Origin of the sequence: Nonomuraea sp. LP-02 (genome assembly GCF_036289125.1) — a bacterium.
GTDB classification, from domain to species: Bacteria; Actinomycetota; Actinomycetes; order Streptosporangiales; family Streptosporangiaceae; genus Nonomuraea; species Nonomuraea bangladeshensis.
Window position 1 is genome coordinate 872,297 of the sequence record NZ_JAXCLK010000001.1, and the last position, 16,207, is coordinate 888,503.

The 16,207-nt window shown below is 67.0% G+C and carries 9 protein-coding genes and 3 rRNA genes; 8 read left to right on the forward strand and 4 right to left on the reverse strand.

The annotated features are described in order from the left end of the window. The first annotated feature begins 58 nt into the window (after positions 1–58). Both argH and SMD20_RS04085 read left to right on the forward strand, forming a co-directional pair. Positions 59–1,480 carry an argininosuccinate lyase gene (gene argH / locus SMD20_RS04080; protein WP_329574973.1) on the forward strand — a complete coding sequence of 474 codons (1,422 nt, stop codon included), beginning with the start codon at positions 59–61 and terminating at the stop codon, positions 1,478–1,480. Next, positions 1,462–2,154, forward strand: coding sequence for a DNA-3-methyladenine glycosylase (locus SMD20_RS04085; protein ID WP_329574976.1), 693 nt, complete (start codon positions 1,462–1,464; stop codon positions 2,152–2,154). The genes argH and SMD20_RS04085 overlap by 19 nt, the downstream gene beginning before the upstream one ends. Here the strand turns inward: SMD20_RS04085 and SMD20_RS04090 are convergent. Then, positions 2,094–2,495 carry a PH domain-containing protein gene (locus tag SMD20_RS04090; RefSeq protein ID WP_329574977.1) on the reverse strand — a complete coding sequence of 134 codons (402 nt, stop codon included), beginning with the start codon at positions 2,493–2,495 and terminating at the stop codon, positions 2,094–2,096. The genes SMD20_RS04085 and SMD20_RS04090 overlap by 61 nt on opposite strands. Positions 2,496–2,587: 92 nt before the next feature. Between SMD20_RS04090 and tyrS the strand changes: the two genes are divergently transcribed. Beyond that, on the forward strand, positions 2,588–3,853 hold the full coding sequence (tyrS, locus tag SMD20_RS04095; RefSeq protein WP_329574979.1) for a tyrosine--tRNA ligase: 1,266 nt from the start codon (positions 2,588–2,590) through the stop codon (positions 3,851–3,853). A gap of 71 nt (positions 3,854–3,924) precedes the next feature. On the opposite strand, the gene SMD20_RS04100 is transcribed toward tyrS, so the two are convergent. Beyond that, entirely contained in the window at positions 3,925–5,370 is a 1,446-nt protein-coding gene (locus tag SMD20_RS04100; protein WP_329574981.1) for a glycosyltransferase family 39 protein, read from the reverse strand. Between the two features lie 204 nt (positions 5,371–5,574). Then, positions 5,575–5,976 carry a PPOX class F420-dependent oxidoreductase gene (locus tag SMD20_RS04105; RefSeq protein ID WP_329574984.1) on the reverse strand — a complete coding sequence of 134 codons (402 nt, stop codon included), beginning with the start codon at positions 5,974–5,976 and terminating at the stop codon, positions 5,575–5,577. 103 nt (positions 5,977–6,079) lie between these two features. On the opposite strand from SMD20_RS04105, the gene SMD20_RS04110 reads away from it, so the two are divergent. The 4 genes from SMD20_RS04110 to rrf all read left to right on the forward strand — a co-directional run bounded on the left by SMD20_RS04110 (position 6,080) and on the right by rrf (position 12,215). Then, a complete protein-coding gene (locus SMD20_RS04110) occupies positions 6,080–6,565 on the forward strand; it encodes a MarR family winged helix-turn-helix transcriptional regulator (RefSeq protein WP_329574986.1) in 486 nt (161 codons plus the stop codon). Between the two features lie 513 nt (positions 6,566–7,078). Beyond that, a 16S ribosomal RNA gene (locus tag SMD20_RS04115) occupies positions 7,079–8,601 on the forward strand. 321 nt (positions 8,602–8,922) lie between these two features. Beyond that, positions 8,923–12,015 (forward strand): 23S ribosomal RNA (locus SMD20_RS04120). A gap of 83 nt (positions 12,016–12,098) precedes the next feature. Further along, positions 12,099–12,215: ribosomal RNA gene (rrf, locus tag SMD20_RS04125) — 5S ribosomal RNA — on the forward strand. Together the 16S, 23S and 5S rRNA genes form the textbook arrangement of a ribosomal RNA operon. A 44-nt stretch (positions 12,216–12,259) precedes the next feature. Here the strand turns inward: rrf and SMD20_RS04130 are convergent. Next, positions 12,260–13,006, reverse strand: coding sequence for an SAM-dependent methyltransferase (locus tag SMD20_RS04130; protein ID WP_329574989.1), 747 nt, complete (start codon positions 13,004–13,006; stop codon positions 12,260–12,262). A 1,662-nt stretch (positions 13,007–14,668) separates the two neighbouring features. On the opposite strand from SMD20_RS04130, the gene SMD20_RS04135 reads away from it, so the two are divergent. Beyond that, positions 14,669–15,823: a hypothetical protein gene (locus SMD20_RS04135; protein WP_329574991.1), complete on the forward strand. Its 1,155-nt coding sequence runs from the start codon at positions 14,669–14,671 to the stop codon at positions 15,821–15,823. Positions 15,824–16,207 lie beyond the last annotated feature (384 nt).

Genomic DNA, 16,207 nt, shown 5'->3' on the forward strand with positions numbered 1-16,207 from the left:
CCGCCCGTGACGCGAACGGGGGCCGACGTGCACTATGGTCGCGGGGGACACGAAGGAGATGACGGTGAGTGAAGGCAAGCCGATGCGGCTGTGGGGCGGACGCTTCGAGAGCGGCCCGTCCGACGCGCTGGCCCGGCTGTCGGTGAGCGTGCACTTCGACTGGCGGCTCGTGCCGTACGACCTGGCGGCGTCCAGGGCGCACGCGCGGGTGCTGCACAGGGCGGGGCTGCTGAGCGACGAGGAGCTCGGGCGCATGATCGGCGCCCTCGACGACCTGGACCGCGCCTGCAAGGAGGGCGAGTTCCGGCCGACGGTGGCCGACGAGGACGTGCACACCGCGCTGGAGCGCGGCCTGCTGGAACGGCTCGGCTCGCTCGGCGGCAAGCTGCGCGCCGGCCGCTCGCGCAACGACCAGATCGCCACCGACCTGCGCCTCTACCTCCGCGACCACGTCCGCATGGTCGTCTCCCGGGTGGTCGAGCTGGAGACGGCGCTCATGGCCCAGGCCGAGCAGCACGCCGAGACCGCCGCGCCCGGCATGACCCACCTGCAGCACGCGCAGCCGGTGTCGTTCGGCCACCAGCTCCTGGCGCACGTGCACGCCTTCGCCCGCGACGTCGACCGGCTCACCGACTGGGACAAGCGGGCCGCGATCTCGCCGCTCGGCTCCGGCGCGCTGGCCGGCTCGTCGCTGCCGCTCGACCCGCAGGCCGTGGCCGAGGAGCTGGGCTTCGCCGCCGCCGCGCCCAACTCGATGGACGCCGTCGCCGACCGCGACTTCGCCGCCGAGTTCCTGTTCGACGCGGCCATGATCGGCGTGCACCTGTCGCGGCTGGGCGAGGAGATCGTCCTGTGGGCCTCGCAGGAGTTCCGCTGGATCGAGATGGACGACGCCTACTCCACCGGCTCGTCGATCATGCCGCAGAAGAAGAACCCCGACGTGGCCGAGCTGGCCCGCGGCAAGTCCGGGCGGCTCATCGGCAACCTCATGTCGCTGCTGACCACGCTCAAGGGCCTGCCGCTGACCTACAACCGCGACCTGCAGGAGGACAAGGAGCCGGTGTTCGACGCCGTCGACACCCTGCTGCTGGTCCTGCCCGCCATGGCCGGGCTGGTCGCCACGATGCGGGTCAACACCGCCCGCATGGAGGCCTCGGCCCCCGACGGGTTCGCGCTCGCCACCGACCTCGCCGAGCTGCTGGTGCGGCGCGGCGTGCCGTTCCGCGAGGCGCACGAGGCCGTCGGCCACCTGGTCGTGTGGTGTCAGGTCAACGACAAGGACCTCGGCGAGCTCAGCGACGACGAGCTGCTCAAGGTCTCGTCGCACCTCACCCCCGACGTGCGCGACGTGCTCAGCGTGCCCGGCGCGCTCGCCGCCCGCAAGGCATACGGCGGCACCGCCCCCGACCGCGTACGCGACCAGCTCGTCGCGCTGCGCGAGGCGGTCGACGCGCAGGCGGCATGGGCGGCGCAGAGCTGAGCCCCGCGCCGCTGCCGCGGAGCTTCTTCGACCGGCCCTCCCACGAGGTCGCGCCCGACCTGCTCGGGCGCGTCCTCGTGCACGGGCCCGTCGCCGTGCGCCTCACCGAGGTCGAGGCGTACGGCGGCCCCGGCGAGGACCCGGCAGCGCACACCTACCGCGGCAGGACGCCGCGCAACGCGGTCATGTTCGGCCCGCCCGGCCACCTGTACGTCTACTTCACCTACGGCATGCACTTCTGCGCCAACCTCGTGTGCCTGCCCGAGGGATCGGGTTCGGCGGTGCTGCTGCGGGCCGGCGAGGTCCTGGACGGCCTGGACATCGCCCGCGTCCGCCGCTCTTCGCGCGGCAAGCCGCCGCCCGACCGCGATCTCGCCCGTGGCCCCGCGCGGCTGGCCGTCGTCCTCGGCCTGGCCCGCGAGCACAACGGCCTCGACGCCGTGCTGGAGGGCTCACCCGCCGGGCGGCCCCACGAGTCGGCCGCCGTGTTCGAAGGCCGTACTCCCGCACCCGGGCTCGTCAAGTCCGGGCCGCGCACCGGGATCTCCACCGCCAAGGAGGTGCCGTGGCGGTTCTGGATCGACGGCGACCCGACCGTGTCGCCGTACCGGGCTCACGTGCCGCGCCGCCGCAGCGCCGCCGCCACCTCCGTCGGAGAGGCGCCGAGCTCGTGAGGGCTGAAGAGGTGCAGGTGGTCGCCGGTGTCGATCTCCAGCATCTCGCTGCGCCGGCCCCAGCGCCTGCGTACGTCCACCGTGACGTCCCGGATCTCGTCCCAGGGCACGTGCCGGTGTCCCGCGAACCCGTGCACCACCGTGATCCCGCTCTCGTCGGCCGCCAGCCGCACCGGGACCAGCAGGTCCCGCAGCCCCATGCCGCCGAGGAGCACCGCCCCCGGGACGGCCAGGATCACGCCGCGGTGATCGCCGCCGATCCACCAGTAGACGGCGAGACCCGCGCACGCGAGAGCCCCTAAGATCTTGAAAACGGCCAGCTCGCGACGGACCTTCCACATGGGCACAGAGCGTATCCAAGTGGCGGGCTACCCGGCCGATCGGGCACGCTGTACTCATCCGACACGTCTCACTCTCCTGGAAAGCCCGCACCGTGACCGACATTCTCGATGACCTCGCCTGGCGGGGCCTGATCGCGCAGTCCACCGACCTCGACGCCCTGCGCGCGTCCATGGCCGAGGGTCCGATCACGGTCTATGCCGGGTTCGACCCGACCGCCCCCTCCCTGCACGTCGGTCACTTCGTGCCGCTGCTCACCCTGCGCCGGCTGCAGCTCGCCGGGCACCGGCCGATCGGCCTGGTCGGCGGCGCCACCGGCCTCATCGGCGACCCGAGCGGACGCAACAGCGAGCGCTCACTCAACGCGACCGAGACCGTGGCGGAATGGGTGGAGCGCCTGCGCGGCCAGGTCGGCCGCTTCCTCGACTTCGACGCCTCGTCCAACGCCGCCCTCATGGTGAGCAACCTCGACTGGACCGGCGAGATGAGCGCGATCGGCTTCCTGCGCGACATCGGCAAGCACTTCCCGGTCAACCGCATGCTGGCCCGCGAGTCCGTCTCGGCCCGGCTGGCCGGCGAAGGGCTCAGCTACACCGAGTTCAGCTACCAGATCCTCCAGGCCAACGACTACCTGGAGCTCCACCGCCGCTACGGCTGCGCGCTGCAGATCGGCGGCAGCGACCAGTGGGGCAACATCACCGCGGGCGTCGACCTCGTACGCCGCATCGAAGGCGCCCACGTGCACGCGATGACCCTGCCGCTGATCACCAAGTCCGACGGCACCAAGTTCGGCAAGACCGCCGGCGGCGCGCTCTGGCTCGACCCCGAGATGACCTCGCCGTACGCCTTCTACCAGTACTTCCTCAACTCCGACGACCGCGACGTGATCCACTACCTCAAGGTGTTCACCTTCCGCGGCCGCGAGGAGATCGAGGCGCTGGAGAAGGCCGTCGCCGAGCGGCCCTTCGCCCGCGAGGCGCAGCGGGCGCTGGCCGAGGAGCTCACCGAGCTGCTGCACGGCAAGCAGGAGCTGGACGCCGTCGTGGCCGCCTCCAAGGCGCTGTTCGGCCAGGGCACGCTGGAGGAGCTGCCCGCCTCCACCCTCGGCGCGGCGCTGGCCGAGGTGCCGAAGGCCGTGGTGCCCGCGCTCGGCGCGTCCTTCGTCGACCTGCTGGCCGACAGCGGCCTGGTCGAGTCCAAGTCGGCCGCTCGGCGGGCGGTCAAGGAGGGCGGGGCCTACCTCAACAACGTCAAGATCACTGACGAGGCGTACGTGCCGGGAGCCGAGGACCTGCTGCACGGGCGGTTCATGGTGCTGCGGCGCGGCAAGAAGTCGATCGGCGGCGTCGAGGTCGGCTGACCGCGACGACGACCGCGGGCGAAGCGGGCTCCTCCACCTGCGGAGGGGCCCGCTTCCGCGTGTTCGCGTGGCTATTCGCGGGTGAACAACGCCACCGTGAGCCCCGGCAGCTCAGCCGAGTGCTTGGCCAGTTCCAGCTCGAACCCCGCCCGCTCGACCTCCGCCACCCGCGGCACGGCGTCCCCCTCCAGCCCCGACTGCTTGCTGCCGCGCCAGACCACCCACACCCGCTCGCGGCCGTCGAGCGCGGCGGCCACGTCCGCCCGCTCGGGATAGCCGAACCCGGTGGGGGAGGGCTCGTCCCCGGAGCGGAGCACGTCCACCGGCATGAGCGAGTCGGCGTAGTAGTCGAAGCCGGTGCGGAGCTGGCTCTGGCCGTACACGATCGCGTCGTCCCGCTCGGCCCTGATCACCCGCAACGCCCACGGGATGTTCTCGAAGCGCCCGTTCTCCTCCCGGAGGTCCACATGGTCGGGGAACGACAGCGCGCACCCGAGCACGACGACCGCCACCCCCGCCGCCACCGCGAACCGGGGGATCGCCGCCACCGCCAGGCCCGCGAGCAGCGCCAGCGCGGGCGCCGTCACGAACAGGTAGCGGTCCACGTACACCGGCGTCACCAGGTGCGAGACCGCGAGCAGGAGCAGCGGCGGCAGCACCAGCCACCCCGCCAGCGCCAGGGCCCACGGCCGCTCGCCCCGCCGCGCGTACAGGTGGACGGCGCCCGCCACCGCGACCGTGAACAGCACCACCCCGAACGCGTTCGTGCCCGCCGCCATCTTCGGGAACTTCAGCCACACCTCCGGCCCGCGCTGCGGGATCCAGCTGATCGCGTGCCGCTCCCCGAACCCGATCAGCCCCAGCGCCACGGCCGGGAGACCGCCCACCGCGAGCGCGCCCAGCATGCGCACCACGGTCCCGCGCCGGGCCAGCGCGAGCTGCGCGGGGAGCACGAGGACCGCGAACAGGTGCGTCGAGCACACCAGCGCGACCGCCACCCCGTACAGCACCCACCGCCTGGCCGCCGCCGGCCGTTCGAGCGCCCGGTGCAGCGCCCAGAAGGACAGCACCGCCGCGGCCGCCGCGAACGCGTACGACCTGGCGAAAGCCCCGAAATAGGAGACGGACGGCAGGACCGCGAAGATCGCCGCCGCGAACACCCCCGCCCGGACCGAGCTCAGCCGACGGCCCAGGTCCGTCAGCAGCCAGGCCGCCACGCCGATCGCCAGCGCCGACGGCAGCCGGAGCCACAGCTCCGCGGTGCCGGCCATCGTCCAGAAGTGCATGAACAGGTAGTACGGCAGGAAATGACCGTCGATGTTGAGCGCCAGCTCCCACATGCCCGCGAGTGAACGCCGGGCGGCGCTGAGCGTGGCGAGCTCGTCGCCGTTCAGCGTGGCGGACCCCGTGCCCGAGAACGCGGCGGCGGTGGCGAGCAACGCCATCCACCAGGGGCTCCAGGCGCGGGGGGCCGTGACGTGGCGGGCCGGGGGTGCGAGGGTGGCGGCAGTGGTCACCGGGGCAGGATACGCGGACCCGCCCGGCCTGATCGCCCGTCCCGCGGATGCGGCAACCACTCCGCTCTCGCCGCCCTGGTGGGACCCGCCGCCCCCTCGCCGAGAACCAAGCCGCCGCTCCCGCGTCCGCCGGGAAGACCGGCGTGAGCCCCCGAATCGATCACGCGCCGCCCGGACGCGCGGCCTTCTCCGGCGCCGGCTCGCCTACTGGCTGGTGGTGTGCGTCGGCCTCACGACGATCACCACCCGCCGCTCGGCGTCACCGACCGGCCGCTCGTACTCCAGGCCGTACCGCCTGGCCAGCACGTCGAAGAAGTCGCCCGCCGGATCCGGCTCGATCCGCTCGACCACGCCGCGGATCTCCAGATACCGGTAGGGCCGCTCGGGATCGTTGATCGAGACCGCCACCCGCGGATCCTCCACCACGTTCCGATGCTTGCGCCGGTCCGTCGTCGTCGTGAAGCGCAGGAACTCCCCGTCCCACACCGTCCACACCGGGTTCACGTGGGGCCGGCCGTCCCCGACGGTCGCCAGATGCGCGAACAACGGCCGCTCCAGCAGGTCGAGATGACTCTCCGGAACGACCGTCCGCTTCTCTCCGCCCATCTCATCCATCCTTTCCCTCGTCACTTCGGGGCGACGGCAAGTTATCAAACCCTTGATGACTATCAAAGCTAGAACAAATATCCGCCCTTGTACGATCGCCTTCATGGCGTCACACAGGGACGAACGACCCGCCGAGGAGCCGTCCGAGGGCCTGCCCCCGGACGAACGGCTCGGCATGGACATCAAGCGGGCCGAGCAAGCTCTGATCACCGCCAAGCAACTCGCGGTACGCCCGGCCGGGCTCACGGTTCCCCAGTACGCGGCCCTGTTCGCGCTCGCCGGCAATCCCGGCATCTCGGGCGCGGCGCTCGCGCGTACCTGTCTGGTGACCCCGCAGGCGATGACCGTCGTACTCAAGAACCTGGAGGAGCGCGGTCTCGTCGAGCGTTCACCGCACCCTTGGCACCGCAACGTCCTGGAGACCCGCCTCACGGAGCCCGGCCGCGACGCTCTCGCGACGGCGGACGCGCGCGCCGTGCGGATCGAGCGCGCGCTGGCCGACGAGTTCACCCCGGAGGAACGCGCCACGCTGCGGAAACTCCTGGAGCGCTGCGGTACGGCCATCGGCCGCGCCGCAGCGGGCCTGTGACCGCCCAGCCCGGCGATTTGACGAGTCGCGAATCGCCACTTAATGTTTGACCTCGCCGCGGGAGTGAGCCGGACGCCGATCAGGCGGACGGGCCCCGGGCAAGCCCCTCGAATGACGAGCCGCTCGGCACAGCTGCTACGGCATGCTCGTGCTCCGAGACCTCCAGGGCGCGCCGAAGCAACCGAAAACCGGTTGATTCGACAAGCCGTGGATGTCACGGTAAGTTGAGAGGGTTGCCCCGGAAACGGGGCGCGCAATACTAGACAGTTCAGCCCAACTATCGTCAAGTCTCCGGATTTGACACGAAATCGGGCGAACTGCTAAGATTGCGGAAGACGAGATAGCGCCTCCAAGGCAAGATCCGAACGGATCTGGTCGAGGAAGTTCGCGTCCGTTTCTTGAGAACTCAACAGTGTGTTAAAAGCCAGTGCATGTGCATCACACATGTATGACCCCGTCATTTTTGACGGATTCTTGCTTGGATGATTCATCCGGACAAGCCTTGAAAAGCATTGTTTGGAGAGTTTGATCCTGGCTCAGGACGAACGCTGGCGGCGTGCTTAACACATGCAAGTCGAGCGGAAAGGCCCTTCGGGGTACTCGAGCGGCGAACGGGTGAGTAACACGTGAGCAACCTGCCCCTGACTCTGGGATAAGCCCGGGAAACTGGGTCTAATACCGGATATGACCGCCTCCGGCATCGGATGGTGGTGGAAAGTTTTTCGGTCGGGGATGGGCTCGCGGCCTATCAGCTTGTTGGTGGGGTAGTGGCCTACCAAGGCGACGACGGGTAGCCGGCCTGAGAGGGCGACCGGCCACACTGGGACTGAGACACGGCCCAGACTCCTACGGGAGGCAGCAGTGGGGAATATTGCGCAATGGGCGGAAGCCTGACGCAGCGACGCCGCGTGGGGGATGACGGCCTTCGGGTTGTAAACCTCTTTCAGCAGGGACGAAGTTGACGTGTACCTGCAGAAGAAGCGCCGGCTAACTACGTGCCAGCAGCCGCGGTAATACGTAGGGCGCAAGCGTTGTCCGGAATTATTGGGCGTAAAGAGCTCGTAGGTGGCTGGTCGCGTCTGCCGTGAAAGCCCGCAGCTTAACTGCGGGTCTGCGGTGGATACGGGCCGGCTAGAGGTAGGTAGGGGCAAGTGGAATTCCTGGTGTAGCGGTGAAATGCGCAGATATCAGGAGGAACACCGGTGGCGAAGGCGGCTTGCTGGGCCTTACCTGACGCTGAGGAGCGAAAGCGTGGGGAGCGAACAGGATTAGATACCCTGGTAGTCCACGCTGTAAACGTTGGGCGCTAGGTGTGGGACCCTTCCACGGGTTCCGTGCCGGAGCTAACGCATTAAGCGCCCCGCCTGGGGAGTACGGCCGCAAGGCTAAAACTCAAAGGAATTGACGGGGGCCCGCACAAGCGGCGGAGCATGTTGCTTAATTCGACGCAACGCGAAGAACCTTACCAAGGTTTGACATCACCCGGACCGCTCCAGAGATGGGGCTTCCCTTTTGGGCTGGGTGACAGGTGGTGCATGGCTGTCGTCAGCTCGTGTCGTGAGATGTTGGGTTAAGTCCCGCAACGAGCGCAACCCTTGCTCCATGTTGCCAGCAACACCTTCGGGTGGTTGGGGACTCATGGGGGACTGCCGGGGTCAACTCGGAGGAAGGTGGGGATGACGTCAAGTCATCATGCCCCTTATGTCTTGGGCTGCAAACATGCTACAATGGCCGGTACAGAGGGTTGCGATACCGTGAGGTGGAGCGAATCCCTAAAAGCCGGTCTCAGTTCGGATTGGGGTCTGCAACTCGACCCCATGAAGTCGGAGTCGCTAGTAATCGCAGATCAGCAATGCTGCGGTGAATACGTTCCCGGGCCTTGTACACACCGCCCGTCACGTCACGAAAGTCGGCAACACCCGAAGCCCGTGGCCCAACCAGCTTGCTGGGGGGAGCGGTCGAAGGTGGGGCTGGCGATTGGGACGAAGTCGTAACAAGGTAGCCGTACCGGAAGGTGCGGCTGGATCACCTCCTTTCTAAGGAGCACTCTCACCCGTCACCACCGAACGTGTGGTGGGGTGACAGCTCACTAGTGGAGCACTGGCTAGTCAGCCGGACCGGGTCGCCGGGCCGCAAGTACCGCCCGTCGTGTCTCTCTTGGGAGGCAGGCTGGGAGTGGGAACGGGGTCGCCGGGGGTTCGGGCCGGGTCTGAAACACACTGTTGGGTCCTGAAGGAACGGGCACGTTGTGCTCGTCTTCTTCGGAGCACAGGACCAGCGAGACATCCACCATGTGGGTGTGGAGCTGGTTGCTGTTTGTTGTTTGAGATTTGCATAGTGGACGCGAGCATCTTTGTGGCCAAGTTTTTAAGGGCACACGGTGGATGCCTTGGCATCAGGAGCCGATGAAGGACGTGGGAGGCTGCGTTAAGCCTCGGGGAGTCGCCAACCAGACGTTGATCCGGGGATGTCCGAATGGGGAAACCTAGCACCAGTCATGTGGTGTTGCCTCCGCCTGAATGTATAGGGCGGTTGGTGGTAACGCGGGGAAGTGAAACATCTCAGTACCCGTAGGAAGAGAAAACAAGAGTGATTCCGTGAGTAGTGGTGAGCGAAAGCGGATGAGGCTAAACCGGGCGTGTGTGATAGCCGGCAGGCGTTGCATGTCCGGGGTCGTGGGACCCGCCTGAAGTGGCTGCCGCTGCTTCGAGAAGTTATAAACCTTTGGGGTAGTTGAAAGCTCTGGGAAGGGCTGCCGTAGACCGTGAGAGCCGGGTAGACGAAACCTTGAAGGCTTCTGGAGGGGATCCCAAGTAGCACGGGGCTCGAGGAATCCTGTGTGAATCTGCCAGGACCACCTGGTAAGCCTAAATACTCCCTGATGACCGATAGTGCACGAGTACCGTGAGGGAAAGGTGAAAAGTGCCCCGGTGAGGGGTCGTGAAATAGTACCTGAAACCGTGTGCCTACAAGCCGTAGGAGCTTACTCAGCTTCTGGTGTGTGATGTGACTGCGTGCCTTTTGAAGAATGAGCCTGCGAGTTATGGTGTGTGGCGAGGTTAACCCGTGTGGGGGAGCCGTAGCGAAAGCGAGTCTGAATAGGGCGTTTGAGTCGCATGCTGTAGACCCGAAGCGGAGTGATCTACGCATGGGCAGGTTGAAGCTCAGGTAAGACTGGGTGGAGGACCGAACCCACCAGGGTTGAAAACCTGGGGGATGATCTGTGTGTAGGGGTGAAAGGCCAATCAAACTCCGTGATAGCTGGTTCTCCCCGAAATGCATTTAGGTGCAGCGTCGCGTGTTTCTTGCCGGAGGTAGAGCACTGGATGGCCGATGGGCCCGACAAGGTTACTGACGTCAGCCAAACTCCGAATGCCGGTAAGTGAGAGCGTGGCAGTGAGACTGCGGGCGATAAGGTTCGTAGTCGAGAGGGAAACAGCCCAGATCACCGACTAAGGCCCCTAAGCGTGTGCTAAGTGGGAAAGGATGTGGAGTCGCAGAGACAACCAGGAGGTTGGCTTAGAAGCAGCCACCCTTGAAAGAGTGCGTAATAGCTCACTGGTCAAGTGATTCTGCGCCGACAATGTAGCGGGGCTCAAGCACACCGCCGAAGTCGTGGCATGATGATCCTTTGGCTTGTTGTGGGTAGGGGAGCGTCGTGCAGCCGGTGAAGCGGCAGAGTGATCTAGTCGTGGAGGCTGTGCGAGTGAGAATGCAGGCATGAGTAGCGAATCGAGGGTGAGAAACCCTCGCGCCGGATGACCAAGGGTTCCTGGGGCAGGCTAATCCGCCCAGGGTAAGTCGGGACCTAAGGCGAGGCCGACAGGCGTAGTCGATGGACAACGGGTTGATATTCCCGTACCCGCTTCAATGCGCCCATACTGAACCTCGTGATGCTAAGAGTCCTTAAGTCGGCCGGCCCTTCGGGGCGGGTGTCAGGCTGAACGCTCGGTCCGATCGGGTAGTAGGTAAGCGATGGGGTGACGCAGGAAGGTAGTCCAGCCCAGGCGATGGTTGTCCTGGGGTAAGCATGTAGGGAGTGGTAGGCAAATCCGCCGCAAATCCTGAGATGTGATGCCGAGCCGATTGTGGTGAAGTGGATGATCCTATGCTGCCGAGAAAAGCCTCTAGTGAGTGTTGTGGCGGCCCGTACCCTAAACCGACTCAGGTGGTCAGGTAGAGAATACTAAGGCGATCGGGTGAACTGTGGTTAAGGAACTCGGCAAATTGCCCCCGTAACTTCGGGAGAAGGGGGACCTCTGCTGGTGATGGGCTTTGCGCCTGGAGCTGGTGGGGGTCGCAGTGGCCAGGGGGAAGCGACTGTTTACTAAAAACACAGGTCCGTGCGAAGTCGTAAGACGATGTATACGGACTGACGCCTGCCCGGTGCCGGAACGTTAAGGGGACCGCTTAGTCCGTGGTTGGCGAAGGTGAGAACTTAAGCGCCGGTAAACGGCGGTGGTAACTATAACCATCCTAAGGTAGCGAAATTCCTTGTCGGGTAAGTTCCGACCTGCACGAATGGCGTAACGACTTCCCCGCTGTCTCAACCACAGACCCGGCGAAATTGCACTACGAGTAAAGATGCTCGTTTCGCGCAGCAGGACGGAAAGACCCCGGGACCTTCACTACAGCTTGACATTGGCGTTTGGAGCGTCTTGTGTAGGATAGGTGGGAGACTGGGAAGCTCGGACGCTAGTTCGGGTGGAGTCATTGGTGAAATACCACTCTGGTCGTTTTGAACGTCTAACTCTGGTCCGTGATCCGGATCGGGGACAGTGTCTGGTGGGTAGTTTAACTGGGGCGGTTGCCTCCTAAAGGGTAACGGAGGCGCCCAAAGGTTCCCTCAGCCTGGTTGGCAATCAGGTGTTGAGTGTAAGTGCACAAGGGAGCTTGACTGTGAGACTGACGGGTCGAGCAGGAGCGAAAGCTGGGACTAGTGATCCGGCATCGGCGTGTGGAAGCGGTGTCGCTCAACGGCTAAAAGGTACCCCGGGGATAACAGGCTGATCTTCCCCAAGAGTCCATATCGACGGGATGGTTTGGCACCTCGATGTCGGCTCGTCGCATCCTGGGGCTGGAGTAGGTCCCAAGGGTTGGGCTGTTCGCCCATTAAAGCGGTACGCGAGCTGGGTTTAGAACGTCGCGAGACAGTTCGGTCCCTATCCGCTGCGCGCGCAGGAGACTTGAAAGGGGCTGTCCCTAGTACGAGAGGACCGGGACGGACGAACCTCTGGTGTGCCAGTTGTATCGCCAGGTGCACGGCTGGTTGGCTACGTTCGGAAGGGATAACCGCTGAAAGCATCTAAGCGGGAAGCTCGCCTTGAGATGAGGTCTCCCACCCTGTGAGGGGGTAAGGCTCCCGGTAGACGACCGGGTTGATAGGCCGGAGGTGGAAGCGCGGTAACGTGTGGAGCTGACCGGTACTAATAGGCCGAGGACTTGACCACAAAGCATACTTTCTAGTTTTTGCTCGCGTCCACTAGGCAATTCTGAGACTGCAAACACTGTGTGTTTGTTTGTTTCGGAGGGTTACGGCGGTTATGGCGGGAAGGAAACACCCGGTTACATTCCGAACCCGGAAGTTAAGCTTCTCTGCGCCGATGGTACTGCACTCGGGAGGGTGTGGGAGAGTAGGTCACCGCCGGACAATCTTTATAGAAGGGCCCCGACTCAGTCGGGGCCCTTCTGCGTTTACGGCTTCGGACGAAGGACGAAGACGCCCCAGCCCAAATACTGACGGCCGTACTCCAGGTGGGAGCGGCGTGCCTGGGTCAGGAAGTCGCGCATAGCAGGCACGTCAGGATCGTCCGGGTTGTCGCGCAACCAGTCGCTGATCGTCCACCACTGACTGGCCACGTACCTGTCCCAGCTGTCCGGGCCGGCCAGGACCATCTCCAGCAGCTCGAAGCCGGCCTCCTCGATGCGGTCGTGCGTACCGATGAGCGAGGTCGCCAGGTTGTCGTCCTCCAATCCCAGCGCTGCGCGGGCCTCGGGCGGGGGCGGGGTCTGCCAATAGCAGTCGCCGACGAGGACGATGCCGTTCGGGCGGAGGTGCCGGCGCATGAGGGACAAGGTGCCTTTGAGGCCGTTGCCGATCCAGGTCGCACCGATGCAGGAAACGATGTCGAACGATTCCGGAGCCGTTTCGTAGGTGCCGGCGTCGGCTTCCACGAATTCGACGCGTTCGGACACGCCCAGCTCCTCGGCGCGGGCTCTCGCTGCTCCGAGAAAGACCTGGCTGATGTCCACGCCGACGCCTTCCAGGCCGTGTTCGGCGGACCAGCGGGAAAGGAGCTCTCCTTTACCGCAGGCCAGATCCAGTTGGCGGGTGCCGGGAGTGATGCGGCAGATCTCGCCGAGCAGGGCGAGATTGTCGTCGGTCAGCGGGTTCAGAATGCGGTGCCGGGCCTCGGCGATTTCGTGAAAGCGTAGTGACATGACGAGAAGTCTCGCGTGTTCCGGATTTACGGCCAACCTCTTTTATGCGCATGAGCCGGTCTCGTGGACGTACTCTGGCTTGCTAGGCTGGAGGGACCGGGCCACCTCCACGGTGGCCTTCGTCGCGTAAGGCCCGAGGGCGGGCGGCGACCAGCCACGGTGGACCGTCGTTGTGAGTCCGCTGGGTGAGCTCAACGAAATGGACCAGAAGTGAACAGAGATAACGGATCGGACGGCGGAGAGCGCGGGCGCGGCGACTTCGAGGACAGGCGCTCCGGAGGGAGCGACAGGAGCGGGGGATACGGCTCGCGCGGGCGGGACTCCGGTAGCGACCGTCCGTTCCGTTCCGGCGACAGAGGCCGCTCGTACGGCCGGGACGACCGCGGGCCGCGCAGGGACGAGGGCTCCCGCGAGGATAGGGGTCCGCGCCGCGAGGGCTCCGGCTCCGGATACGGCGGCAGGCGCGAAGGCGGTTATGGCGACCGCGGGCCGCGCCGCGAGGGCCGCGAAGGATTCGACCGCGGGCAGCGCGGCGACGATCGTCGGCCGTACCGCGATCGGGACGATCGTGGCGAGCGCCGCGAGGGCGGCGAGGAACGGCGAACGTACCGGGATCGGGATGATCGTGGGCCGCGCCGCGAGGGATCGGGTTACGGCGATCGTGGACCGCGTCGCGAGGGCGGCGGGTTCCGCGACGATCGGGGCCCTCGTCGTGAGGGTGGCTTCCGTGATGACCGGGGTCCGCGCGGTGAGGGCGGCGGGTTCCGGGACCGGGATGACCGCGGGCCGCGCCGCGAGGGCGGCTACGGCGAGAGCCGTGGCGGCCGTGGAGGTTACGGCGGCGACCGGCGCGAAGGTGGTTACGGCGACAGGGGCCCCCGTCGCGAGGGCGGCGGATTCAGGGACCGTGACGATCGTGGGCCGCGCCGCGAGGGGCCGGGTTACGGTCCCAGGCGAGAGGGCGGTTACGGCGACCGCGGACCGCGTAGTGAAGGTGGCTTCCGTGGTGAGCGGGGTCCGCGTCCTGAGGGCAGCGGATTCCGGGACCGGGACGACCGCGGGCCGCGCCGCGAGGGGTCCGGCTCTGGGCCGCGCCGTGAGGGCGGCGGGTTCCGCGACGATCGGGGTCCCCGTCGTGAGGGTGGCTTCCGTGATGACCGGGGTCCGCGCCGTGAGGGCGGCGGATTCAGGGATCGCGATGACCGTGGGCCGCGTCGCGAAGGTGGCGGGTTCAGGGACGATCGGGGTCCGCGTCGTGAGGGTGGCTTCCGTGATGACCGGGGTCCGCGCCGTGAGGGTGGCTTCCGTGATGACCGGGGTCCGCGCCGTGAAGGTGGCGGGTTCAGGGATCGCGATGACCGTGGGCCGCGCCGTGAAGGTGGCGGGTTCAGGGACCGTGATGACCGTGGGCCGCGTCGCGAAGGTGGCGGGTTCAGGGACCGGGACGACCGTGGGCCGCGCCGCGAGGGCTCCGGCTATGGGCCGCGTCGTGAGGGCGGCGGGTTCCGTGATGACCGAGGCCCGCGTCGCGAAGGCGGTGACCGGGGCCCTCGGCCGTTCTCCCGGGACGACCGCCCCAGGCGTGACGATCACGGCGGAGCCGGTACCCGCGCCAGGTACGGCAGGTCCGACCGCGACTCCGAGAACGCGCAGCGCGAGCAGATGCCCGAGATCGCGCCCGACATCACCGCGGACGAGTTGGACAAGGAAGTCCTTGAGGAGCTGCGTTCCCTGCCTGGCGATCTCGCCAACCTGGTCGGCCGGCACCTGGTCGCCGCCGAGCGGGCCCTGGAGGACGAAGACCCCGAACGGGCGCACGAGCACACGAAGGTGGCGCGCCGGTTCGCGGCCCGGATCGGGGTCGTGCGGGAGGCTGCCGGCATTGTCGCGTACCGTGCCGGGCATTTCTCCGAGGCGCTGAGCGATCTGCGGGCGGCGCGGCGGCTGACGGGGTCCGAGGCGTACCTGCCGGTCATGGCCGACTGCGAACGCGGCATGGGACGTCCCGAGCGGGCCATCGACCTTGTGCGTTCGCCCGAGGCCGAGCGTCTCGACCGGGCCGGGCGCATCGAGCTGACCATCGTCGAGTCCGGCGCACGCCGTGACCTCGGCCAGCACGACGCGGCCGTCATCACTCTCCAGCGCCTGCCGGAGCTGCGCGACCCGCAGCCGAAGCCGTGGTCGGCGCGGTTGGCGTTCGCGTACGCCGACGCCCTGATCGACGCCGGGCAGACGGAGGCGGCCACCGAGTGGTTCGCACGGGCCATGGCGTTCGACGAGGACGGCGAGACGGACGCGGCCGAGCGGTACGCCGAGCTGACCGGCTCCGTCATCGAGGACGTCGAGGAGGACGCGGACTACGAGGACGACTTCGACGACGCCGGCGCGGCGGACGGCGGAGAGAGCGCCGCGACCGTGGACGAGGAGCCGGAGGACGACGCCGCCTCTCTCGCCGAGGCCGACGACCTGCTTGGCGAGCAGCCAGAGACTGCCGGCGCGGCGGATGGCGAGAACGTCGCTGACGTCGCCGCTGCCACCGATGTCGCGTCGGACGAGGCCGCTGGCCTCGCGGATGAGGTCACGGAGACAACGGCGGCCGACTCCGCCGACGAGTCCGACGAGTCCGACGATTCAGATGATCCAGACGAGGAGGACGGCGCCGACGACTCCGCTGCGCAGCAGGGCAGCCCCGCAGGCGCTGTCGCCGCTCCGACGGAGACTCCCGGTATAACGCCCGCTTTCATCGAGCCGAACTTCGGCGATGTCCTGGACGAGGAAGACGGGCCCGCGCCCAAGCGACCGAAGGCGGACGACTAGCATCGATCGCCTGTAGCTGAAAGCTGGACACACGCTCCGCCGTACCGCCGCGATATGCGCGGGACGGCGGAGTTTGTGCGTTCTGCAGCCTGATGCCCCCTGCGCTGGGTCTCGTCCCGGCAGGTCCGCACGTGAGAACGGTGTCCGTCTGCCGGTGACATGCCTGCTCGTGCGGTCGGTCCCCGCCCGACTATGGACGCTGGGCTCGTCCGTTGGACAGCGGTGCCAGGGGCGTCCATGACGCCGCAGCCCGACTCTCGACGCTGGGCATGCCCATGATGTCCCGTTGAGTCGTACGAGGCCGCCATGTTCCGGTCGGCCCTTCCGGCACCTACGTGACTGCTGGCCGGCCATAGGCGTGCCGGTGGCTGGCCACGTACCTAC